Consider the following 25,497-nt stretch of genomic DNA (forward strand, 5'->3'; position numbering starts at 1 on the left):
TTATATCTCATCTCCTATATTTTTCATCTGAGAATGAGCTATTCTTCTTAATGCTTCCTTTTTTACTTCCTCAGATACTCCCTCTGCATTTGAAACTTCAATTAATATTTCGTTGATTTCTAATTTATCAAAGTTTATAGCTGCATCTATTGACTGCTTAAATTCAAATAACCTTTCGCTCTTAAAAATATGATTTTCTATTTCATCTCTATCTAATATCTTTTCTCCTTTTTCAGCAGTTTTTAATCCAACAAGCTCTACTTTTATCGAATCATCCAAATTAATTATGGCCACTTTAGGAGTTCGTTCTATTTCTGATAAACTATTTGTAATTCTAATTAAACTACCAGGATTGATGAAGTACTTCCCATTAACCTCTACTACCCCAAATCCGGAATGATAATGGCCTGATAAAGTAACATGAGCCTTTGTATCTTTGATGTCATCTATTAATGTATAAGGAATCCCTTTAATAAATGGTTTATTTAATAACATACCATGAACCATATGTATTGCATAATTTACATCCTTTGGTATATCCGTTATTATATATTTATCGCTATTATTTCCATTATCTATGTCATATGTATAAGATTGCCCAGTCAACTGCACCTTTATCCCATTCTTACATAAGTAGACAGGTTCATCTCTCTGTACTATTTTAACTACACTTAAAGCATCCAAAAGACCTAGCATCGTTCTGTTAACAGTATTAGGATTATGTCCATAGATATCGTGATTCCCGCAAACAATATATATAGGAACTTTAAATTCATTTAATATGGAAGCAAAATTGCCTACTATAGAGACTGAAATATCAGGCCTATCAAATAGATCGCCGCCATGTAACACATAATCAATATTATAATGTTTTATTATCTTTATAATTTCCATTAACTTTCTTTCTAATGTTTCAACAATGTTGTCCTTCCTACTTTTTGGAGTTGTACCTCTAATGTGAGTATCTGTTAAAAAAAGTAATTTCAAAACTAACACTCCTTGCAAATAAACCTCCTAAAAGGAGGTTTATTATTCTTTATTATCATTGTCACTATCTTTCTTTTCCTCATTTATTAAACCAAATTTTTCTCTAATCTTTCTTTCAATTTCCAAAGCAACACTAGGATTCTCTCTTAAAAATTCTTTAGCATTCTCTCTACCTTGACCTAGTTTCTGTTCTCCATAGCTATACCAAGAACCAGATTTGCTTATCACTTCTGCTGTAACACCAGTATCTAATATATTACCTTCCTTTGAAATTCCTAAACCATACATTATGTCAAATTCTGCTTGTTTAAAAGGAGGTGCTACTTTATTTTTCACAACCTTTACCCTTGTTCTATTACCAATAACATCTTCACCTTGCTTTATGGAATCTACTCTTCTAACGTCTAATCGAATACTAGAATAAAATTTAAGAGCTCTGCCTCCTGTAGTAGTTTCAGGATTACCAAACATAACCCCAACTTTTTCCCTTAATTGATTTATAAATATTATAATGGCATTTGATTTATTGATAGCTCCAGTCAATTTCCTCAAAGCTTGGGACATTAATCTTGCTTGCAGCCCCACGTGACTATCCCCCATTTCTCCCTCTATCTCCGCTTTTGGGACTAAAGCAGCAACTGAGTCCACAACTATTATATCCACAGCACCGCTCCTTACTAAAGCTTCTGTAATTTCTAATGCTTGTTCTCCTGTATCAGGCTGAGATACTATGAGATTTTCAACATCTACGCCTAATTTTTTTGCATAACTTGGATCTAATGCATGTTCTGCATCAATAAAAGCTGCTATCCCGCCCATTTTTTGTGCTTCCGCAACAACATGCAATGCAACTGTAGTTTTTCCTGAAGATTCCGGACCAAATATTTCAATAATTCTACCTCTTGGTAAACCTCCAATTCCTAATGCAATATCTAATTCCAATGAACCCGTTGGAATGACTTCCATCCTTTCAGTCTTAGTGTCGCCTAATCTCATTATAGAACCTTTGCCAAACTGTTTTTCAATTTGGCTAATAGCTACATCTAAAGCTTTATTTCTCTCATTTTTGTTAACCATAGCTTCCCCAGATAAACTGGACTCACCACCTTTTCCGCTAAATTAGAACATTAGTTCTTAGTTTATTGTACATTATTTTTATATTTTAGTCAATTGGGAATAACAACTATTTATAATATTTTCCTTAATTCATCAAAAACTTTTATACTAGCTCTATTTTGAATAGATTCCCTATCTCCATTAAATATAGACTTTATTACGTATGAATTATCTTTAGTAACAATACTCATAAACACAAGTCCTACTGGCTTCAATTCAGACCCACCAGTAGGTCCAGCTATGCCAGTAGTAGATACCGCTATATCTACATTTGTTTTATCATAAAGCCCTCTAGCCATTTCTAAAGCAACTTCCTTGCTTACCGCACCATATCTTTCTAAGGTGCTTCTTTTAACACCTACTTCCTCTATTTTAGAAATATTGGAATAGGTTACAATCCCTCTTTCAAGAACTTCTGAAGCGCCAGGAACTCTGGTCAATTTTGAAGTAATTAAACCTCCTGTACAGGATTCACAAATTGCTATTTTTATCTTTTTTCTTCTCAACTTATTCACAATCACTTCTTCAATCTTTTCATCTTCATAGCTATAAATGAATTCAGATATTCTACTGCTAATTTTTCCCACCATTTCATCCAACAAGAAATTAACTCTTTCAGTGTTATGACCTTTTGCAACAATTTTAATGTCTACTAATCCTTCTTTAGCATATGTTGCAACCGTTGGATTTTGATTACCAATTAAATCCGCAAGTACAGTTTCTAAAGTAGATTCCCCTATGCCTATAGTATTAATTGTCTTTACTTTAATAATATAGTCCTGTTTAATTAAAGGAACTACATACTTATTAAACATCAGGGCCATTTCCTTTGGAGGACCAGGAAGTAAAACTATTCTTCTACTACCATATTCAATATAAACACCAGGAGCAGTACCTATTTCATTAATTAAATGTTTAGCTCCCTTAGGCAAATAAGCTTGTTTTATATTGGTATAAGTCATAGGTTTATTTAACCTATTGAAATATTCCTTTATATCCTCTTCAGCTCTTTTATTCAATTCCATCTCTATCCCTAAAGTCTTGCAAACTATTTCCTTGGTCATATCATCAGATGTAGGTCCTAAACCACCAGTAAATATTAGCAAATCTGATCTTTCTAATCCAATATTTAATACTTCTTTTAATAGTTTAGGATCGTCCTTTATAGAAGTATGGTATAAAACATCTATTCCAATTTCCCACAGCTTTTTAGATAGATAATTAGTATTGGTATTCAATATATTGCCTAGTATTATCTCAGTTCCTACTGAAATAATTTCTGCTTTCATGCATAACACCCCAATTACTTATTGCTAGTATATAGTACATGTCTATTTTTGTAAATATAGTCTACCCCTGATAATATAGTGAAAAACAATGAAATATATAGCATAATATAATCAAATGGAAAATTCAACAAATTAAATGGAAAATTCCTGATTAAGAGGCTAATAATAGCTATTAATTGGGTTATTGTCTTGATTTTGCCTAAGGGGCTGGCAGCAATTGTTATACCTTCAGATGCTGCAACAATGCGAAAACCGGTAATTGTAAATTCTCTTGCAATAATTACTATTACTACCCAAGCAGGCACCTTTCCCAATTGAACTAAAGAAATTAAAGCTGCTGAAACTAATATTTTATCAGCTAAAGGGTCTATAAATTTCCCAAAAGTAGTCACCTGGCCTTTGTGTCTTGCAATATAACCATCTAAACAATCAGTTCCTGATGCAATAGCAAAAACCAAGCCTGCTATATAATGGTTGTTTTCAAAATCGGAAAACAGAATTACAACAAAAATTGGTATCATAAGCACTCGTAACATGGTAATCTTATTTGCTAAATTCATTCTACTCTCTCCCCAATCAAATCATATTCCAAACAATCAGTAATCAACACATTGGTAAAATCGCCTACTTCTAAACGTTTATTTGATTTAATATATATGACCCCATCTATTTCTGGGCTGTCCATATAGCTTCTTCCAATATAAGTTCCATCTCCATTTACTTCTTCAATTAAAGTTTCAAATATCTTCCCAATTTTAGCTTTATTTAGTGAGTATGAAATATTCTGCTGCAATTCCATAATAGCACTTCTTCTCTGTTCTTTTGTACTTTCATCTATTTGATTTTTAAAATCGTATGCAGGCGTTCCCTCTTCTCTAGAATAAGTAAAAACTCCTAATCGATCAAATTTTATCTTTTTGATAAATGTGTAAAGTTCACTAAATTTATTCTCATCTTCCCCTGGAAAACCTACTATAAAAGTTGTTCGCAGTATAATATCTGATATTTCAGTTCTTAACTTATATATCAAATTTTCAATATCCTTTTTTGAAGTTCTTCTATTCATCTTTTTTAGAATTTCATCATTTATATGCTGCAATGGTATATCTAAATATTTAAGTACTTTTTCATTATTTTTTATTGACTGGATCAGTCTATCGGTAATATTATCTGGATAAAGATAATGTAGTCTAATCCATTTCAATTCATCTATTTGATTTAAGTTATCTAATAACTCATATAAGCGATATTCCCCATATAAATCTATTCCATAGTCAGTGATATTTTGTCCAATTAATATTATTTCTTTTACCCCACTATACACTAGATATTTAACTTCCTTTACTATATCTTCTATCTTCCTACTTCTATGCTTACCTCGGAGTTTAGGTATTATACAATAAGTACAGTAGTTATTACAACCTTCAGAAATCTTAACGTATTCAGTCGGCCTAAAGCTCTGTCTTTCAATACTTTCAATATAAGCCTCATTAATATTTTTTGTAAATACTATCTTTTTCTCCCCTCGTTCTAATCTATTTATTATTTTATCCATATCTTTAATATTGCCGGTACCAATTATTCCATCAATTTCCTCTATCTCATCTAATAATTCCTGAGAATATCTTTCTGCTAAGCATCCTGCTAATATTATATATTTACATTTCCCATTTCTTTTATATTTTGTAATTTCCCAAATGGTTTCAATGGATTCCTCTTTAGCAGCTTGTATAAATCCACAGGTATTGACTATTATTACATCAGCTTCTTCTAATGAATTTGCAGCCATATAATTACTCATTTTTAAAATGCCTGCCATTAATTCCGAATCTACTTCATTTTTTGAGCAACCTAAAGTTATAATAAAAAATTTTAATCTATTCATCAATTACCTCTCCTTAAATAAAGAATCGATTTCATCCTTAGATACAAGTACTTTTCTTGGTTTACTTCCTTCATGACTACCCACTATTCCCATGCTTTCCATTTCATCTACAATTCTAGCAGCTCTGGCGTAACCAATTTTTAGTCTCCGTTGTAATAAGGATATAGAAGCTTGGCCTTCCTCTACAACCAAATAAGCAGCATTTGGTAATAATTCATCATAATTTCCCAATATACCATCTAATTCAATATCATTTTCAATCGTTTCTATTATCTCATTATCGTATCCCGTTAGATTTTGATCTTTTAAAAAATTTACAACCCTTTCAACTTCTTTATCACTTATAAAAGCCCCCTGAACTCTAATAGGCTTCGGTAAATCTGAAGGATAGAAGAGCATATCTCCCTTACCTAATAGTTTTTCAGCACCACTCATGTCCAATATAGTTCTTGAATCGACTTGAGATGACACTGCAAAAGATATTCTAGAAGGTATATTTGCCTTAATAGTACCGGTAATAACATCTACAGAAGGTCTTTGAGTGGCAACTATGAGATGCATACCAGCAGCTCTTGCCATTTGCGCTAACCTACATATTAAATCTTCAATTTCCTGTGCTGCTACTAACATCAAATCTGCCAGTTCATCTATAATTATAACAATACTAGGTAATTTTTTTTCCTTATCATTTTGAAATTTATCATTATAGGATTTAATATCCCTCACATTGTTTTTAGCAAATAATTTATACCTTTTTTCCATTTCCTCAACAGCCCAATTAAGTGATAGAGCAGCTTTTTTCGGTTCTGTTACTACTGGTATTAATAAATGAGGAATACCATTATAAACACTTAATTCAACTACCTTTGGGTCTATAAGCAATAACTTAACATCATCTGGATGGGCTCTAAATAATATGCTCATAATAATGGTATTTATACAAACACTTTTACCAGAACCAGTAGCACCTGCAATAAGTAAATGTGGCATTTTATCAATACTAGAAACTATTGGCTTACCTGATATGTCCTTTCCCAATAGTAAAGGTATATTGCTATCCAAAGAAATATATTCTTCAGACTGCAATAACTCCTTCAATCCTACATTATCCTTTACTCTATTAGGAACTTCTATACCTACTGCAGATTTCCCCGGTATTGGAGCTTCTACTCTTATATCCGATGTTGCTAAACTTAAAGCTAGATCATCCGCTAAATTAACTATTCTACTCACTTTAATGCCAGGAGCTGGTTGAACTTCATAGCATGTTATAGAAGGTCCTTTATTAATTTGAATAACACTTGCTTCAATGCCAAAATTATTTAACGTTTCTTCAATTTTTTTTGCATTATTTAATATTTCTCTTTTACTAAATGAATCCGATTTATTTTCTATAGTTTCCAATAATTCCAGAGAAGGCAAGGTATAATTAGTAATTACATTAGTATTTGTTTTAAATTCCATCTCCTTATGTACTGTGTTTTTTTCTTCATATTCAGATTCTTCGTTATTGGTGTAATCATGGATTATAATTTCATTATTTTCAGCATACAATTTCTTGCTATTATGTTTGCTAACTTCCATTTTTGTATTAGATTTAGGTTTGTTCTTCCTTCTCTTCTTAAATTCAATCCTTTTAATAAAATCCATAATTCGAATCTCAGTAAAAAGCAGTATAGATATTAATGCAATTAATGTAATAACTATATAAGATCCCACTGAACCAAATAATTTTAAAAAAACAAATCCCAAAATTGCACCTAAGATTCCTCCACCTAGACCTTTTTTACCCATTTCAAGGGAACTAGCAACTTTATCAGAAAAAATAATACCCGTTTCAGCATTAATATCTACTATAGTTAAAAAGCAAAAAAATAAAACTAGCAGATAAACTGATTTTACATCCCTGCCTATATTAAGTTTATTTATAATAAATAATAACCCTACAGCTATTATTATCAAAGGAAAAATATAACCTCCAAATCCCATTAAAGTAAAAAATATATTTCGCAAAAAAGCACCAATAATACCTGTTTTATTGCTAATTAAACTTATAGATGTAAGTAGACCAAAGGATATAATTATAATACCTATTACCTCTCTAGCGATTTCCATATTCTTTTTCTTTTTACTCTTAATATTCTTCTTACTCAATAAGACCACCACCTGATCTATAAACATGATTAGCTTGTCTTATTTTAGGAAATTAATTTGCTAAGATAATTTCCTATAATTTTATTATACCATAAAGCGGAAAATTATTGCATAGTGCAATACGATTCAAATGAAATAGAGTCTAATCCCCCTTTAGATTTATATTCTCATGATATTATAGCATAAATAGAGTTGTTATACTATGACTTTTTCTCTCTTATAAAGGCATATAGCTTATCTAACGCTTCATTGAAGCCTCCTACTTCGTTTATTAAGCCTACTTCCACAGCTTCTTTACCTATTAAGATTGTACCTACATCATTTGCTATTTCATCGGTGGAATACATTAAATCTCTCAGTACATCCTTATTAATATTAGATGTCCTTAATATAAAATTAACAATCCTTTTTTGCATTTTCTCAAAATACCTAAATGTCTGTGGTACTCCTATTACTAAACCAGTAGTTCGAATTGGGTGAATAGTCATAGCTGCAGAGGGAACAATAAAGGAATAGTCAGTGGCTGTAGCCAATGGTACTCCAATACTATGCCCTCCTCCTAGTACCAAAGACACCTTTGGCTTATTAATGGAATTAATCATTTCTGCTAAAGCCAATCCTGCTTCAACATCTCCACCAATGGTATTTAGAATTACAAAAATCCCTTCTATCTTAGAATCTTGAGTTGCAGCAATAAGCATAGGTATTATGTGTTCATATTTAGTAGTTTTTTTCTCAGAAGAAGATATATTATGACCTTCTATTTCCCCAATTATGGAGATAAATTGAATATTATTTTGAAAAGTTGAAGTGTTAGGAATACCAAATTCATTTACGTTATCTATTATACCCTTATTTTCTTGTCCTGTATCCTTACTCACTTTATTACCTCCATTAAACTATGTTATTTACTATTAATAGTTTTTACAGTTCAAAGTATAATATGCTAAAACATTTTATATTTCTACTATTATCATATCATTACCAATTTTCCTAATTGTATGCCATGGAATTTCAATTACTGAATTGTCACCAAGCAATTTGATATGAAATTTTCTTTCAGGCACTACTAAAGTCAATATTTTCCCAGTTTTTTTATCCACTATTATGTCTGTATCTGCAATTATACCTAAGCGTTGCCCGTTATTTAAATTTATAATCTCCTTTCCGCCTAGTTGGCTAAGCATGATTGTCACATTCATCAACTCCTTATATATTATTCAATATATAGATATGCAGTTGATTTATTTATATGTATTATCAATTATGATAACATTAAATATGATATTTGAGTATCGGGAAATTAATATCCCGTGTGACCAAATCCACCTTCTCCTCTCTCTGTTGAATCTAAAGATAAAACCTCTTCAAATTCTACTCTCTCGTATTTTACAATAACCAATTGAGCAATTCTATCTCCTCTGTTTATAGTATAATCTTCTTTACTTAAATTCAATAAAATAACTCCTATTTCACCTCTATAATCACTATCAATTGTACCAATACCATTTGCTAAAGTAATTCCATGTTTTAAAGCTAGTCCACTTCTGGCCCTTATCTGGGCTTCATATCCATTAGGTATAGAAATATATAGTCCAGTAGGAACTAACACTCTCTCCATAGGTTTAATTGTAATGGATTCATCTAAATTAGCATACAGATCCATGCCTGCTGATCCCTTGGTTTTATAGCTTGGAAGTGGAAAATTACTTTTATTTACTACTTTAATTTTCATATCATCACCTCAGTTAAAAAATATTTCCTTTAGTTGGGTTTCAATTTTATCCTGGTTACCTATGCTTCCAACATAAGCAATATTATACTTGTCCTTATTAAATATCCTTTGAACTATCCTTTCAATATCCTCTATAGTTACCACGTCTATTTTTTCTAAGACTTCCTCTAAAGTTACAATCCTACCTAATAATAACTTTGACTTACCTATATCTAACATTCGACTAAATGTCCCTTCCATACCCAAAATATAGTTTCCCTTTAATTGTTCTTTAGATTTTTCCACCTCATCTTTAGTAATTAAATTTTTTCTTATATCCTCTATGGTTTCATTAATTAGTTTAGCAACTTCTACTAATTGTTCTACTCCTAAGCCAGCATATATAGTGAAAATGCCTGTATCTTTAAAAGAAGCCATATTAGAATATATGGAATATGCTAATCCCTTTTCCTCCCTAATCTTTTGAAACAATTTAGAACTCATACTTCCACCAAATATATTATTCAAAATCCATAAAGGATAAAGGTCATCAGAATCTCTTTTTACTCCTTCCATTCCTAGACAAAAATTTAATTGTTCAATATTTTTATGATAAAATCCAATTTTTTGCTTAAATACTGGATTTATACTAATAAGTCTATTTACGCCTTTATTCAATATATTATTAAAATAGTTATTTAATATATCTAAAGCACTTTTATAATCAAAATTTCCAGCTATTGAAATAACCATGTTCTCCGAGATATAGTTTTTATTATAAAACTCCAATAAAGATTCCCTGTTTAAACTATTAACTGTATCATAAGTTCCCAATATAGGCAGCGATAATGGAGTCCCTTCAAACATTATTTCACTTAATAGGTCATAAACTAGATCTTCTGGAGAATCTAAATACATTTTTATTTCCTCATTAATTACTCTCTTTTCCTTTCTTATTTCCTCCTCATTAAATAGAGAATTAATAATCATATCAGATAGTAATTCGATTGCAATAGAAATGTGCTTATCTAATACCTTTACATAATAACAAGTATATTCAGTACTGGTATAAGCATTTATCTGTCCACCTATATTGTCAATAGTTTGAGCAATTTCTACTGCTGTCCTATTTTTAGTTCCTTTAAACAACATATGTTCAATAAAGTGTGATGCTCCATTAATCTTCTTATCTTCTTTTACAACTCCAACATTTACAAAGACTCCAATGGAAACGGAGTTAGCGCTTGGAATTTTCTCCATAACCACCTGTATTCCATTGTCTAATCTGTCCAATATATACATAGCTGTCCTCCTAATCATTAGTAATTATTTTATTACATCGCTTATTTTCCCAATTTTATATCCTTTATTATTTAAATACTCTATTATTTCAGGTAAAGAATACACTGTTTCTTTTGTAGGATGCATGAGTATAATGGCAGAATCATGTATTTTACTAATTACTCTATTAATAATTTTTTCTTTTGTACTATCGTCTCTCCAATCTATAGTATCAATACTCCACATAATTATATCATAGTTTAAATCCTTAGCAGCTTTAATAGTGTTATCATTATATGCTCCAGAAGGAGGGGCAAAGTATTTTGGTTCTACACCTAATATATTGTATATAATATTATGTGCTTTTAATATTTCTTCTCTATTGCCTTCATAGCTCAATTTATCATAGTCAATATGTCTATACCCATGGTTTCCAATTTCATGACCTTTATTATAAATTGTCTTTAATAACTCAGGATTTTTTTTCGCCCAAGTACCAGTTACAAAAAATGTTATTTCAATGTTATTCTGTGCAAAAATTTTTAGCATAGGCTCTATATACTCATTTCCCCAATCCACATTGCAAGCAAAGGACACAATCTTATCATCTACATTTCCTTTATAATAGATATCAATTTTAAAAGTTTCATCAGCTCTATTATAAAAAGAAAAATAAATACCTACAACTATAATTATTAAAAAAATGATAATAAATGTAGAAAGCATCTTTTTGTTTATTATTAAAACCTTCAATTACATCCCTCCTAATTTCTTTCTACCAATATTTATATTCAGAGGGATATCTTTTTATTTTAATAATATAGATAATATTAAATTATTTATAAATTAAAAACATGAACCATATCTGGGTTCATGCGTTTTGATATCATATTTAAATTTTATCCCTTCTCTACCTTAGGAAGTGCAGCCTTCCTTGATAGGTTTATTCTACCTTGACTATCTATTTCTACTACCTTTACCAAAACTTCATCTCCAGTAGATAATACATCTTCAACTTTATTTATCCTCTCATTTGCAATATTAGATATGTGAAGCAATCCTTCTTTCCCATTAGCAATTTCTACAAAAGCACCAAAGGGAACTATTTTGATTACTTTTCCCATATAAACTTCTCCAACCTTTACGTCTTTTACGATATTGTTAATTAGTTCTCTAGCTCTTTCTCCGTTATCCATATTGTCAGAGGCTATTTGAACCAAGCCATCATCTTCAATGTCGATTTTTACTCCAGTTTCATCAATTATCTTATTTATTACTTTTCCACCAGGCCCTATAATATCCCTTATCTTTTCTGGATCAATTTGCATTGTAATTATCCTTGGAGCATAAGGAGAAAGTTCTTTTCTAGGTTCTGAAATAACTTCCTTCATCTTTTCTAGAATATACAATCTACCTTCTCTAGCCCTTCTCAATGCTTCCGCCAATATAGTTCTGTCAATGCCAGGTATTTTTATGTCCATCTGTATGGCAGTAATTCCTTTTTCTGTTCCAGCTACTTTAAAATCCATATCTCCTAAATGGTCTTCCATGCCTTGAATATCGGATAAAATCACTACTCTATCTTCTGATTTGATTAATCCCATTGCAATTCCTGCAACTGGAGCCTTTATAGGTACTCCCGCATCTAATAGTGCCAAAGTGCTGCCACAGACGCTAGCTTGAGAAGTAGAACCATTCGAACTCAATACTTCAGACACCAATCTAATGGTGTAAGGGAATTCCTCTACATCTGGTATTACAGGTTCAAGAGCCTTTTCAGCCAATGCACCATGACCTATCTCCCTCCTTCCCGGGCCTCTTAGTACTCTAGTTTCACCAACCGAATAGGGAGGGAAATTATAGTGATGCATATATCTTTTTGACTCTTCTTCACTTAATCCATCAATTATTTGAACATCACTTGAAGCTCCCAATGTTGCTACAGTTAATACCTGAGTTTGCCCTCTTTTAAATAGACCTGACCCGTGGGTTCTTGGAAGTATACTTACTTCACAGCTAATCGGACGTATTTCATCTACTTTCCTATTATCAGGTCTAATGCCTTCCTCTAAAATTAGTCTCCTAACCTCTTCTTTTAACATCACATCTAATACCTCTATAATGTCCTTTTCACTTTCAGGATATTCTTCAGCAAAATACTCCAATGTCTCCTCATATACCTTTTCAATTGCATCTTCTCTTTCCAATTTGTCTTCAGTTTGAATGGCATCTATAAGCTTTTCTGTTGCAAATTGTTTTACTTTTACCTCTATCTGGGGATCTGGTTTAAATATTACAAAATCTTGTTTTTCTTTGCCTACTTCCTTTTGTATTTCTTCAATGAATATACATAATTTTTTAATTTCTTCATGAGCAAATAAAATAGCTTCTAACATAACATTTTCTTCTACTTCATTTGCTCCAGCTTCCACCATCATGATTGCATCTTTGGTTCCTGAAACCACCAAGTTAAGCATTGAATTATCTCTTTCCTCAGCCGTTGGATTAATTATAAACTTTCCATCTACCAATCCTATTAATACAGAGCCAGTAGGGCCATTAAAGGGAATATCTGATATAGTCAATGCAATGGAAGAACCTAGCATTCCAACTATGTCTGGTGTACAATCTTGATCAACTGATAATACTGTTGCAATAACTTGTACATCATTTCTATAACCTTCTGGAAAAAGGGGTCTTATAGGTCTATCGATTAACCTCGAAGTAAGTATTGCTTTATCACTCGGCTTACCCTCCCTTTTTATGAATCCCCCGGGTATCTTTCCTACTGAGTACAATCTCTCTTCATAATCTACACTTAATGGGAAAAAGTCTATACCTTCTCTTGGCTCTTTAGATGCTGTAGCAGTTACTAGTACGACTGTATCTCCATATTGGACCAAACATGCACCATTGGCCTGTTCAGCTACTTTTCCTATAGTTATAACTAGATCTCTTCCAGCTAAGGTGTATCTAAACTGTCTTTCCATGCTCTACCTCCTTTTAATATTTTTTCATTATTATAGTATAACCCTTTATTGATTTTAAACACCAATTGTTGCTATGATTATTATTTTTAAATTCGATAAAGGGTAAACAATAGAGCGGGAAAGTCCCCGCTCCTATTATCCTCTAATACCTAATTTTTCAATTAGTGCTCGATATCTTTCTATATCTTTGTTCTCTAGATATTTCAATAGACCTCTTCTTTGACCAATCATCTTAAATAGGCCTCTCCTCGAATGATGGTCCTTTTTATGCACTTTAAGATGTTCTGTTAAAGCGTTGATTCTATGTGTTAAAATTGCAATTTGAACTTCTGGTGAACCAGTATCGCCTTCATGTAGTCGATATTCTTCAATTATTTGTTGTTTTTGTTCTTTTGTCATTGTCATTTCTATTTTACCTCCCTCTTAATTATATTGCACCATAAGCTAAGTAAACCGCCGAGGTACGATGAACTTTGCAAATGGTATTACTACTATCAAATCAATATTATCACATATTTTGCTAAATGTAAACACTATTGTTTTTTCATCACATATTCAATATCCATTTTAATCTGATTAATTAATTCTTCAACAGTATCAAATTTTACATCATCTCTTATATAATCAATGAAACTTACTTCAATATATTTATCATATAGATTTCCTTCAAAATCTAATATATGATTTTCAATTTTCAATTCGTTTCCATCAAATGTTGGATTATATCCAATATTGGTTAAGCTCCTGTATTTCTCGTTGTCTATAATAGTCATAGTTTCATATACACCAATCTTAGGTATTACATAATTATCATCTAACTTTAAATTAGCAGTAGGAAAACCCATACCAGTTCCTCTTTTATCACCTTTTACCACTTTCCCAATAATAGAATAGTTTTTTCCAAGATAATGGTTAGCCTTACTAATCAAACCAGATTTTAATAGGTTACGAATCTTAGTACTGCTAACTGGTTCTCCTTCAATGTAAATTGGTTCTATTATATTAACTATAAACCCCATATCCTTACCTAATTTTTTTAAATATTCACTATCGCCTTTGGCTTTATATCCAAATCTATAATCGAATCCTACAGTAATAAGTTTTGAATTTAACTTTTTAACTAAAAACTTCTCAACAAATTCTTCCGGTGATAATTTCATTATACTTTCATCAAAGTAAATACTATATATTAAATCGATACCTAGTTTTTTTAATAAATGTATTTTTTTGTAATATGGAGTGATAATTTCTAACTTTAATTTATCTTTATTATTAAGAGTTGTTTTAGTATGATTTTTAAATAATAACACAGACGATTTTAAATTAATTTCTTTTGCTTTTTTTATGTTATCTTTTAGCAAAAATTCGTGACCAACATGTACACCATCAAAATTCCCTAAAGCAACAGCTGTTCCAAATCTTCTTTCCACATATCCATTTAAATCTATAATTTCCATAGCTACCACCTTATATAAGCACTTTATCCATTTTTAAATTTACTTTATTATCTATTTTAAATATCCTTCCTATTCCTATAAATTTGCCTTTACAATATACTCTCATAGGTTTATTTAATTGATAAGGCCTTTCCATTTCCCAACCTAAGGGAATAATATTGCCATTTACTAAGTTGCCATAAAATTTATTTTCCATATCAATAGAATCCAAGTGTATTAAACTCTTATCTAATGGACAAATGATCTCCTTTAAATCTCCTTTACTTAAATTCTCTATATATTCAATGCTATAGCTATCCTTAATATCAAAATTACCCACTCTAACTCTTATTAAGTAAGACATATAGCCATATGTACCCAAAATTTCACCTATATCATTGCATAAAGTCCTTATATAGGTGCCCCTTGAACATCTAACATAGAATATTACTTTTTTATTACCTATTATTTGATGTATTTTTAAATCATATATCTTTACTTTTCTAGAAGGACGCTCTACTTCTTTACCTTCTCTTGCCAATTCATATAATTTTTTTCCTTCATGTTTTATGGCAGAATACATGGGGGGAACTTGATATATCTCCCCTATAAATCTGTTAAATGCAGAGTATATGTCAGATTCATTGACCTCTTTGTTGGAGTAACTTATTACTTTTCCCTCCATGTCTTGAGTGTCGGTAGCCATTCCAAGAGTCAATTCCCCAATATAGTCCTTGTCTAAATCTAATAGATATTCGCTAATTCGCGTTCCCTTACCAATACACAAGGGAAGTACCCCAGAAGCATTGGGGTCTAAGGTTCCAGTATGACCAATTTTCTTTATTCCTAAAACCTTTCTCATCTTTTTAACTACATCATGGGAAGTAATGCCTCTAGGTTTGAATATATTTACTACTCCATTCATAAAATCACCTGAAATTTGATATGATTTCATTTAATATTAACTTCTTAGCATCTAATATTTCTTCATAGATAGTACAACCAGCAGCTCTAACATGGCCACCACCATTAAATTTACTACATATCCTTGAAACATCAATATACCTTTTACTCCTTAAACTAACCTTAATTTCCCTTTGATCCATTTCTTTTAAAAGACAAGCTACTTCAACGGAATCAATACCCTTTATGAAGGATATTATCCCTTCAGTATCTTCCATCTTAGCATTATTCTGTTTTAGCATATCTTGGGTTATCATAACTAGCCCTACCTTATCATCTAAGTAGGTTTCCAAGGAGTTTAGGGAGTCAATGAATAATTTCGTTCTAATCATACTCCTGTTTTGATAGAGATTTATATTAATATAGTCAGCATCAATGCCAGTTTTTAGTAGCTCTGCAGCTATAAGATGAGTTTTATAGCTAGTATTGCTGTATGTGAAACTACCTGTATCTGTGCTAATGCCAGTATACAAACAAGTCGCAATGTCTTTATCAATCAAGACTCCCATTTTATTAATAAAATCATAAACTATCTCAGCTGTAGCAGCAGAAGAAGGTGATACGATATTTATGTGCCCAAAATTGTCATTCGATATATGATGATCGATGTTAATTACTATATTAGCTTTCAAAGCAAATTCCTTTCCTATACCTAGTCGACCCAAATCACTGCAATCCAAGGATATCAATAAATCTATAGGTTTATTGATATCCTGCTCTTTAATCATATCTATATTAGGCAGAAACATGAAATCAGAGGGTATATCATCTACTTTAATAATACTTACATTTCCTTTTAATCTCTTAATAGCCAAACCCAGAGCTAACAATGACCCAATATTGTCACCATCAGGTTGTACATGTGATACTAGATAGATATTATCGGATTTATTTATCCAATCTATGGCTTCCATCATATTTTGATTTATGAGATTACTCATTCTCATCTCCTCTTCTAATTCTATTTTCCTTACTTACCTCATCAATTAATTTTGAAATATAAAGGCCTTGTTCTATCGATTCATCTAGATGAAAGTTGATTTCTGGAACATGTCTTAAATCTATCCTTCTTCCCATCTCTTTTCTGATGAAACCTTTTGCATTATTAAGCCCTGTTATAGTATCATTTTTAGCTTCTTTATCACCAAGAACACTGACATAAATATTTGCATAACTCAAATCGTTAGTCACCTTTACATCGACTATACTAGTCATAGGATTAACTCTTGGGTCCTTTATTTCTCTAGATATTAGCTCTGAAACAACCTTTTTAATTTCTTCTGAAATTCTATTCAATCTTTTAGGATTCATGAGATCACACCTCTTATCTTTCCACTTCTTTCATTATATAGGCTTCTAAAATGTCACCTTCTTTTATATCATTGTAATTTTCTAATCCTAAGCCACCCTCATAACCTGAGCTTATCTCCCTAACGTCGTCTTTAAATCGTTTTAAAGATGAAACTTTTCCTTCATAAACTACTACATCATTTCTCAATAGACGAATGCTGCTACTTCTTGTAATTTTGCCTTGCTGTACGTAGATTCCTGCTACATTCCCTACATTTGGCACCTTAAATACTGCTCTTATTTCAGCTCTGCCTATAACTTCCTCTTCGTACTGAGGCTCTAACATCCCTTTAATAGCCGATTTTATGTCCTCTATTGCATCGTAAATAACTCTATATGTTCTTACATCTACCTTCTCTCTTTTTGCTATATCTAGAGCATTCAATGTGGGTCTAACGTTAAATCCAATGATAATAGCATTTGATGCTGAAGCTAACATTATATCGCTTTCAGTAATACCTCCAACCCCTCCATGAATTATATTGATCTTTACCTCATCAGTTTCCAATTTTTCTAATGATTGTCTTATAGCATCTATTGTTCCTCTAACATCAGTTTTTATAATTATATTTAAATCTTTTATTTCTCCTAATTGAATTCTTTCAAACAGGTCATCTAAAGATACCTTTTGTGAAGACTTCAGTTGTTCTTCCCGTGCAAGCTCTTTGTTTCTTTCAGCATATTCTTTAACAGTTTTCTCATCATCAGCTGCATATAACAAGTCACCAGATAAAGGCACTTCCGATAATCCCAATATGGCAACTGGCATGGATGGACCTGCTTTTTTAACCCTCTTTCCTTTATCATCAAACATTGCTCTAACTCTTCCATATGCACTTCCAGATACCACCATATCCCCTACTTTTAATGTACCCTTTTGCACTAATACTGTTGCAACTGGACCCCTTCCCTTATCTAACTGGGCTTCAATAACAGTCCCTACAGCATTTCTATTTGGATTGGCTTTTAATTCCTGCATTTCTGCTACTAAAAGAATCATCTCAAGTAATTCATCTATACCCTCTTTTTTCAATGCTGAAACGGGTACACAAATTGTATCTCCTCCCCACTCTTCTGGAACCAATCCATGCTCTACCAATTCTTGTTTAATTCTATCCACGTTAGCTGTAGGTTTATCAATTTTGTTAACCGCTACTATTATAGGTACATTCGCAGCTTTAGCATGGTTTATAGCTTCTACTGTTTGAGGCATTACTCCATCATCAGCTGCTACGACTAAAATTGCTATATCTGTAACTTGTGCACCTCTAGCTCTCATAGAAGTGAAAGCTTCATGCCCTGGTGTATCCAAAAAAACAATTTTATTACCATCTATATTTACCGTTGAAGCCCCTATATGTTGTGTTATCCCACCTGCTTCTTGTGAAGTTACTGAAGTCTTTCTAATTGCATCTAATAACGAAGTTTTGCCATGGTCTACATGTCCCATAACTGTAACTACAGGTGGTCTTGGTTTTAAATCCTCTGGATCATCTTCAAAATCTAAACGGAACTCCTCTACCATACTCGTTTCATCTTCTATATTGCTCTTAACAATTTTAAATCCAAACTCGTCTCCAACAATACTAGCAGTATCAAAATCGATGGATTGGTTCTGGTTTGCCATAACACCTAATCCAATCAACTTGCTAATTACCTGGGTAACACTTAATCCCATTTTGTCTGCCAAATCCTTTACTATAATCGTATCATCTATTTCTATAATTTCCTCTTTCTCTTCTTTCTCTTTTTGTGGTATTACTTCAGCTTTTTTACCCTTATTTTCTTTATTCACTTTTTTCTTACTCTTTTTCTTGCTTGGTTTACTGTCTTTGACTTTTGATTCCTTTTCCTCTTCAAAAAGCTCTTTTATCATCTCTGCTTCTTCATTTTCTATTGAACTCATATGGCTGCTAATATTAATATCTAAATCTTTTAGCTTTTGCATTAAATCTTTACTAGTCATTCCAAGTTCCTTTGCCAATTCATAAACTCTTATCTTAACCAAACTATGCACCCCCATTTATTATAGGTGATAATCTATAACCATTATTTATCAGCTTCTGACGCTTCTTCTATTACTTCCATTATTTTAGAATAAACATCTTCGGGTATTGTTATTTCTAAAGCTCTATCCAATTTCTTACCTTTTTTGGATTTACTTAAACAATCCACATTATAACAAATATAAGCACCTCTGCCATTCATCCTACCAGTTAAATCTACATCCACAACTCCTTCTTTATTCTTTACAATCCTAATCATTTCTCTTTTTGGCTTATTTTCATTACAAGCAACGCATTTCCTCAATGGTATTTTTTTCTTTCTCAAATTACCACCCCTTTATATCAAGATCTCGTTTCTTCATTATATTGACTTTCACTTTTAATGTCTATTTTCCAATTAGTAAGCTTAGCAGCCAATCTAGCATTTTGTCCTTCTTTGCCAATAGCCAAGGATAGCTGATAGTCTGGAACTACAATCAATGCAGATTTCTCTCTTTCATTGATTTCTACTTTTAGGACTTTAGAGGGACTTAAGCTATTAGCAATAAATTCCTCAATATTTTTACTCCAAACTATAATATCTATTTTCTCACCGTTTAATTCTTCAACTATTGCTTTAACCCTGCTACCTTTAAACCCAACACATGCCCCTACAGGGTCTACATTAGGGTCTTTTGAGTAGACCGCTATTTTAGTCCTTGAACCTGCTTCTCTTGATATGGCGTATATCTCTACGATGCCTTCGTGGATTTCAGGGACTTCCAACTCAAAAAGTCTTTTTACCAATCCAGGATGGGACCTAGAAAGTATTATTTGTGGTCCTTTAGTAGTCTTCTTAACTTCTAGTATATATAATTTTAGCCTATCCCCTTGATTGTACACTTCTCCCTCAATTTGTTCTGTGGGAAGTAGTACCCCTTCAGTCCTTCCTAAATCGATATATACGTTATTCTTACTGATTCTCTGTACCATCCCAGTTATTATTTCATTTTCTCTATTTATAAATTCTTCATATATAACATCTCTTTCCGCATCCTTAATTCTTTGTATTACTACCTGTTTTGCAGTCTGAGCAGCAATCCTTCCAAAATTTCTTGGGGTCACTTCTATTTTAACCACATCGCCAATCTGATATTTTTCATTAATTGCCTTAGCATCTTCTAAGCTAATCTCCAATGTTTCATTTTCCAATTCTTCAACTACTGTTTTTTTAGCAAATACCTTAACTTCTCCAGTATTCCTATCAATTGTCACTTCAACATTTTGAGATGATCCAAAGTTCTTCTTATAACTTGATATAAGAGCAGACTCTAAAGCATCAAAAATGATGTCTTTGGAGATCCCTTTTTCCTTTTCAATCTCCACAAGGGCATCAATAAACTCTGCATTCATTAATTAAACCTCCCTTAAAATTCAACAGTCAATTTTATATTTGAAATAGCTTCTCTTTCAATATTTCTTTCAATTCCATTTTCCTCTTCTATTGTTATATGAGTTTCAGTATAACCTAATAATATACCGTAGAACTTTTTCCTCCCATCAATGTTTTTATAGAGACTTATCTCTACATTCCTACCAATATTGCGCTTTAAGTCTTTGTCAGTTTTTAATGGTCTATCTAGGCCTGGGGAAGAAACTTCCAAATAGTAGCTGCTCTCAATAGGATCTATTTCATCCAATTTATCACTAATCACTTCGCTTACCTTCTGACAGTCATCAATACTTATACCCTCGGGTTTTCCTATGTAAAACCTCAAAAAGTTTCTACCATTTTCTTTTACATATTCTAAATCTACCAAATCGTATCCTAATTCTTCAATAATGGGTTCACAGTGTTCTCTGACAGTTTTTATAATGTTTTTTCTGCTCATATTCTCACCTCCACAAAATCATTCCTATTTTTTGTAATACCAAAATAAATATACTATCGTTCTCTATTAGAAATTAAACAAATAAGAGTGGGTCAGCCCACTCTATTAGCAATCAAAGTCATTATTGTCTTCTGATATTGGTCAATAATATTATAACATAATATGAAATAAAATCAAATATTAAAAAGGCTAATTTGGTTGCTTTCAGGCAAATTATTTAAACAACCATGAGCTTTAAGGGCTTCCACAACTGTCTTGCTTACCTTAGTTCTAGAAACTAAGTCTTCTATAGACATAAATTCTCCATTTTCTCTTTCCTTTACAATGCTCTTTGCTGCAGTATCTCCAATTCCTTCTAAACTTACTAGAGGAGGAATTATTCCTTTTTCTCCTATTAAAAAACGATTGCTATGTGATTTATATAGATCTACATTTTCAAAATTATAACCTCTCGCATACATTTCTTGAACTACTTCTAAAACGGTAAGTAAATTCTTTTCCTTAGCTGTCATTTGATTAGATAAACTATCCAATTCTCTGATTTTTTCAGCCACTGCTTCCTTGCCTTTTAATACTAGTTCTGCATCAAAATCTTGCGCTTTAGTCGTAAAATAGGTAGCATAAAAAGCTTCGGGATAGTGAACTTTAAAATAAGCTATTCTAAAAGACATCATTACATAAGCCACAGCATGAGCTTTAGGAAACATATATTTGATCTTATTACAGGATTCAATATACCATTCTGGGATATTAAAACTCCTCATATATTCTACATCTTCTGGAGTTAAACCTTTACCTTTTCTTACATTCTCCATTATTTTGAAAGCCCTCTTTTTATCTAAGCCAGAATAGATTAAATAAAGCATAATATCGTCTCTAGTAGAAATTACTTCCTTTAAAGTAGCAATGCCACTTCTAACTAAATCCTGAGCATTATTTAACCAAACATCGGTTCCATGAGATAAGCCGCTTATTCTAACAAGTTCAGCAAACGTAGTAGGCCTTGTATCAATTAACATCTGCCTGACAAACTTAGTACCAAATTCAGGAATCCCCAAGGTTCCAACTTCTAATTTAACACTTTCATCTTTAATATTTAAAGGTTTTGAACTAGTGAAAAGTTCCATAGTCAATCTATCATCTAAAGGAATTTTCCTTGGATTAACTCCAGTTATCTCTTCTAACATCCTTATTATAGTAGGAACATCATGTCCAAGAATATCCAATTTAAGTATCCTACCGCTTATAGAATGATAGTCGAAATGGGTTGTTATTACTCCAGAGTTTTTATCATCAGCTGGATATTGTATAGGAGTAAAATCATAAATTTCTTTATTCCTTGGTACTATCATTACCCCGCCAGGATGTTGACCCGATGTACGCTTCACTCCAGTACAGCCTTGTACTAATCTATTTATTTCAGCAGGATGGACATTTGATCCTTTTTCTTCAAAGTATTTTTTTACAAAACCATATGCTGTTTTATCTGCAATAGTGCCAATAGTTCCTGCTCTAAAAACATAACCTTCACCAAATAGCTCTTCTGTATATTTATGAGCAGTGGCTTGATATTCTCCAGCAAAGTTTAAATCTATATCTGGCTCTTTATCTCCCTCAAAGCCTAAAAAGACCTCAAAGGGAATATCGTGCCCATCCTTAAACAATTTAGTACCACATACAGGACAATCCTTATCAGGTAAATCAACTCCCGAACCTACTGAACCATCTTCTATAAATTCGCTATATTTACAATTAGGACATACATAATGGGGTACCAATGGATTAACTTCAGTAATTCCACTCATGGTAGCAACAAAAGAAGAACCTACTGAACCTCTTGAACCTACTAGGTAACCATCTTCCAAGGATTTCCATACCAATTTTTGTGCTATAATATACATAACTGCATATCCATTGGATATTATGGAATTTAACTCCCTATCTAATCGATCCCTAACTATCTTTGGCAATGGGTTACCATAGATTTCTATAGCCCTTTTATAGGTTATCCTTCTTAATTCCTCATCACTTCCTTCTATTACAGGAGGAAAAGTGCCTTTAGGAATGGGGTCTATTTCATCTATCATATCAGCAATTAAATTTGGGTTTTTAACAACTACTTCCTTGGCTTTTTCACTGCCTAAATATTCGAACTCCTTTAACATTTCATCAGTAGTTTTTAAATATAAAGGAGGTTGAAAGTCTGCATCATCGTACCCTTGTCCATGCATTAAAATTCTTCGGAAAACTTCATCCTCCGGGTCTAAAAAATGCACATCTCCCGTAGCTACTACAGGCTTATTATATTTTTCCCCTAATTCTACAATTTTTTTATTTATACTAATTAACTCTTCTACTCCTTTCACAAGACCATTTCTAACTAAATGCATATTATTACCAATGGGTTGAATTTCTAAGTAATCGTAAAAATCAACTATCTCTTTTAACTCATTTGTGTCTTTATTATTAATGATGGCTCTATACAGTTCACCCGCTTCACATGCACTTCCTAAAATTAACCCTTCCCTATAGGTTTTGAGTAAAAATTTAGGTATTCTCGGTCTCCTATAAAAATAATTTAAATGGGATTCAGATATTAACTTGTATAAATTCTTTAAGCCAGTTAGATTCTTAACCAATATGATAATATGAAAGGATTCATTTTTTGAAATATTCTTGCCCTCTACTAGCCTGTTGATCGCATCAAATCCATTAATCCCACTACTTTTTAAAATCTCCATACATTTGATAAATATCTCTGCAGTAGCTTTTGCATCATCTACTGCCCTATGATGATTTAATAAGCTTACATTTAAATGTTTAGCTACTAAATTAAGTTTATGACTTTTAAGCTCAGGAAATAATGCCCTTGACAATTCCAATGTATCAAAAATGGGGTTATCAAAAGTTAAGTTTAATCTTGCACACTGTTCTTTAATAAAGGAAACATCGAAGGAAGCATTATGAGCAACCAAGACTGAATTCTCAATAAAAGCATAAAATCTAGGCAATACCTCTTTTATGGTAGGTTTATCCTTTACCATTTCATCAGTAATCCCAGTTAGATTTGTAATTTTACTGGGAATAGGTACTTCAGGATTTATCAGCTGACTAAATCGATCAACTATCTGCCCATTTTTAATTTTAACGGCACCTATTTCCGTTATCATATCATTTCTTGAAGATAAACCTGTAGTTTCAATATCAAATACTACAAAACTATCGTATACTTTTTCTCTACTGTAATTGGAAACTATGGGCTTTTTATCATTTACTAAATATCCCTCTACTCCATACAAAACTTTAATCCCTAATTCTCTGCTAGCCTCCATGGCTTCTGGAAACCCTTGAACGACTCCATGATCGGTAATAGCAATGGCAGTATGACCCCATTTTTTTGCCCTTTTAGCTAATTTTTTAAAACTACTAATTCCATCCATGGCGCTCATTTGAGTATGTAAATGCAATTCTACTCTTTTTTCTTCAGCTAAATCCATTCTCTCTTCTTTCTCCACAAGGTTTAATGCTTTAAGCATTAACACTAGATATTTAGAATAGCTATCATATGCTACATCGCCCATTGCTTTCACATGCAGTCCATTTTTGATATTGGCTTTAAAATCCTCAAATTGCTTATCATTTAAAAAGGCTTTTACAGTTAAAGAATCCGTTAAGTCTGTAATATTAAATGTAACAAGTATTCTATTCTCACGAATTTCCTTATATTCTAGCTGAAATATCTCCCCACATATTGCTGCAGTTCCACTATTCAACGTAATGTCCTTAATTTTTATTATTTCATCATCAATTTTTCTCCCGAATACATAATTCCCGTTAGAAACAGGTTTTTCATTCTTTATTTTTTTATCTTTATTTTCATTAATGCTATTTAAAGTTTCAATAGAAATCTTTTTCTCCTCATCAATGGTTTTTTCTATTATCTTATCACCATTATTCTCTATTTTGGAATCATCAATTATTACATTAATATCTAACTTGAGTTCTTCTCTAAATTTATCCCTTATCTTATTATCTATCCCATTATTTATTAATGCAAAACTTATTACCCCATTTAAAGGATATATAATAATAGATTCATCATTTATTTTGTATTCTAATTGGTCAATCCAAGATCGACTAGAGGGTAGATCTTTTTCAACTAAGTATAATATATTACTCCAAAACTTTTCCATTACTTCATCATTTTTTTTATCTATTTTATACTCAATTTTAAGAGATACCTGCAACCCATCAAACTTCTCTTTAAATAAACAAGTTATATTATCCAAAATTTTCTCTTCCACAATGTTATTAGAAATTAATAATATCTCAACTAAATTTAAATCCCTGTTTATTTTTACCTTATCAATAATTATTGAATCTAGTTCACTATCTATTGGTATGTTATTCTTCTTCAACACTTCTGCCAATCGTATACTGGACTTGCTCATTTTA

General features: G+C 31.8%; 22 protein-coding genes. All 22 read right to left on the reverse strand.

Annotated elements, in window-relative coordinates; translation table 11 throughout:
- Complete coding sequence (locus BLV68_RS07615) at positions 1 to 987, reverse strand: metallophosphoesterase family protein (protein WP_093752785.1); 987 nt, start codon at positions 985 to 987, stop codon at positions 1 to 3.
- A gap of 42 nt (positions 988 to 1,029) precedes the next feature.
- Positions 1,030 to 2,064, reverse strand: a complete 1,035-nt coding sequence (recA, locus tag BLV68_RS07620; RefSeq protein WP_093752490.1) for a recombinase RecA — start codon at positions 2,062 to 2,064, stop codon at positions 1,030 to 1,032.
- 110 nt (positions 2,065 to 2,174) lie between these two features.
- Positions 2,175 to 3,392 (reverse strand): competence/damage-inducible protein A, encoded by a 1,218-nt coding sequence (locus tag BLV68_RS07625; protein ID WP_093752492.1) that lies wholly within the window; start codon positions 3,390 to 3,392, stop codon positions 2,175 to 2,177.
- A 14-nt stretch (positions 3,393 to 3,406) separates the two neighbouring features.
- Positions 3,407 to 3,952 (reverse strand): CDP-diacylglycerol--glycerol-3-phosphate 3-phosphatidyltransferase, encoded by a 546-nt coding sequence (gene pgsA / locus BLV68_RS07630; RefSeq protein WP_093752494.1) that lies wholly within the window; start codon positions 3,950 to 3,952, stop codon positions 3,407 to 3,409.
- Positions 3,949 to 5,277, reverse strand: coding sequence for a 30S ribosomal protein S12 methylthiotransferase RimO (rimO, locus tag BLV68_RS07635; protein ID WP_093752496.1), 1,329 nt, complete (start codon positions 5,275 to 5,277; stop codon positions 3,949 to 3,951). The genes pgsA and rimO overlap by 4 nt, the downstream gene beginning before the upstream one ends.
- Positions 5,278 to 5,280: 3 nt before the next feature.
- Positions 5,281 to 7,392: an FtsK/SpoIIIE family DNA translocase gene (locus BLV68_RS07640; RefSeq protein ID WP_399264114.1), complete on the reverse strand. Its 2,112-nt coding sequence runs from the start codon at positions 7,390 to 7,392 to the stop codon at positions 5,281 to 5,283.
- A gap of 239 nt (positions 7,393 to 7,631) precedes the next feature.
- Entirely contained in the window at positions 7,632 to 8,312 is a 681-nt protein-coding gene (locus BLV68_RS07645; protein WP_093752500.1) for a ClpP family protease, read from the reverse strand.
- A 75-nt stretch (positions 8,313 to 8,387) separates the two neighbouring features.
- The gene (locus BLV68_RS07650; protein ID WP_234949863.1) at positions 8,388 to 8,618 is read right to left on the reverse strand and encodes a YlmC/YmxH family sporulation protein; all 231 of its coding nucleotides are present in this window, start codon (positions 8,616 to 8,618) and stop codon (positions 8,388 to 8,390) included.
- 116 nt (positions 8,619 to 8,734) lie between these two features.
- The gene (gene dut / locus BLV68_RS07655; RefSeq protein WP_093752504.1) at positions 8,735 to 9,166 is read right to left on the reverse strand and encodes a dUTP diphosphatase; all 432 of its coding nucleotides are present in this window, start codon (positions 9,164 to 9,166) and stop codon (positions 8,735 to 8,737) included.
- Between the two features lie 9 nt (positions 9,167 to 9,175).
- Positions 9,176 to 10,447, reverse strand: a complete 1,272-nt coding sequence (locus tag BLV68_RS07660; RefSeq protein ID WP_093752506.1) for a M16 family metallopeptidase — start codon at positions 10,445 to 10,447, stop codon at positions 9,176 to 9,178.
- A gap of 24 nt (positions 10,448 to 10,471) precedes the next feature.
- Entirely contained in the window at positions 10,472 to 11,179 is a 708-nt protein-coding gene (locus tag BLV68_RS07665; protein WP_093752508.1) for a polysaccharide deacetylase family protein, read from the reverse strand.
- A 146-nt stretch (positions 11,180 to 11,325) separates the two neighbouring features.
- Positions 11,326 to 13,416, reverse strand: coding sequence for a polyribonucleotide nucleotidyltransferase (locus BLV68_RS07670; RefSeq protein WP_093752509.1), 2,091 nt, complete (start codon positions 13,414 to 13,416; stop codon positions 11,326 to 11,328).
- A 135-nt stretch (positions 13,417 to 13,551) separates the two neighbouring features.
- Positions 13,552 to 13,821 (reverse strand): 30S ribosomal protein S15, encoded by a 270-nt coding sequence (rpsO, locus tag BLV68_RS07675; protein WP_200773699.1) that lies wholly within the window; start codon positions 13,819 to 13,821, stop codon positions 13,552 to 13,554.
- A gap of 128 nt (positions 13,822 to 13,949) precedes the next feature.
- Positions 13,950 to 14,873: a bifunctional riboflavin kinase/FAD synthetase gene (locus BLV68_RS07680; protein ID WP_093752511.1), complete on the reverse strand. Its 924-nt coding sequence runs from the start codon at positions 14,871 to 14,873 to the stop codon at positions 13,950 to 13,952.
- 10 nt (positions 14,874 to 14,883) lie between these two features.
- Positions 14,884 to 15,777 (reverse strand): tRNA pseudouridine(55) synthase TruB, encoded by an 894-nt coding sequence (gene truB / locus BLV68_RS07685; protein ID WP_093752789.1) that lies wholly within the window; start codon positions 15,775 to 15,777, stop codon positions 14,884 to 14,886.
- A 4-nt stretch (positions 15,778 to 15,781) separates the two neighbouring features.
- Positions 15,782 to 16,756 (reverse strand): DHH family phosphoesterase, encoded by a 975-nt coding sequence (locus tag BLV68_RS07690; protein WP_093752513.1) that lies wholly within the window; start codon positions 16,754 to 16,756, stop codon positions 15,782 to 15,784.
- Positions 16,749 to 17,126 carry a 30S ribosome-binding factor RbfA gene (gene rbfA / locus BLV68_RS07695; RefSeq protein ID WP_093752515.1) on the reverse strand — a complete coding sequence of 126 codons (378 nt, stop codon included), beginning with the start codon at positions 17,124 to 17,126 and terminating at the stop codon, positions 16,749 to 16,751. The genes BLV68_RS07690 and rbfA overlap by 8 nt, the downstream gene beginning before the upstream one ends.
- A gap of 13 nt (positions 17,127 to 17,139) precedes the next feature.
- A complete protein-coding gene (gene infB / locus BLV68_RS07700; protein WP_093752517.1) occupies positions 17,140 to 19,188 on the reverse strand; it encodes a translation initiation factor IF-2 in 2,049 nt (682 codons plus the stop codon).
- 26 nt (positions 19,189 to 19,214) lie between these two features.
- A complete protein-coding gene (gene rnpM / locus BLV68_RS07705; RefSeq protein WP_093752519.1) occupies positions 19,215 to 19,496 on the reverse strand; it encodes an RNase P modulator RnpM in 282 nt (93 codons plus the stop codon).
- A gap of 17 nt (positions 19,497 to 19,513) precedes the next feature.
- Positions 19,514 to 20,563, reverse strand: coding sequence for a transcription termination factor NusA (gene nusA / locus BLV68_RS07710; RefSeq protein ID WP_093752521.1), 1,050 nt, complete (start codon positions 20,561 to 20,563; stop codon positions 19,514 to 19,516).
- A 14-nt stretch (positions 20,564 to 20,577) separates the two neighbouring features.
- Positions 20,578 to 21,042, reverse strand: coding sequence for a ribosome maturation factor RimP (gene rimP / locus BLV68_RS07715; RefSeq protein WP_093752523.1), 465 nt, complete (start codon positions 21,040 to 21,042; stop codon positions 20,578 to 20,580).
- A gap of 173 nt (positions 21,043 to 21,215) precedes the next feature.
- Complete coding sequence (locus tag BLV68_RS07720) at positions 21,216 to 25,493, reverse strand: PolC-type DNA polymerase III (protein WP_093752525.1); 4,278 nt, start codon at positions 25,491 to 25,493, stop codon at positions 21,216 to 21,218.
- Between the last annotated feature and the right edge of the window lie 4 nt (positions 25,494 to 25,497).

Source organism: Tepidimicrobium xylanilyticum, assembly GCF_900106765.1.
GTDB classification, from domain to species: domain Bacteria; phylum Bacillota; class Clostridia; order Tissierellales; family Tepidimicrobiaceae; genus Tepidimicrobium; species Tepidimicrobium xylanilyticum.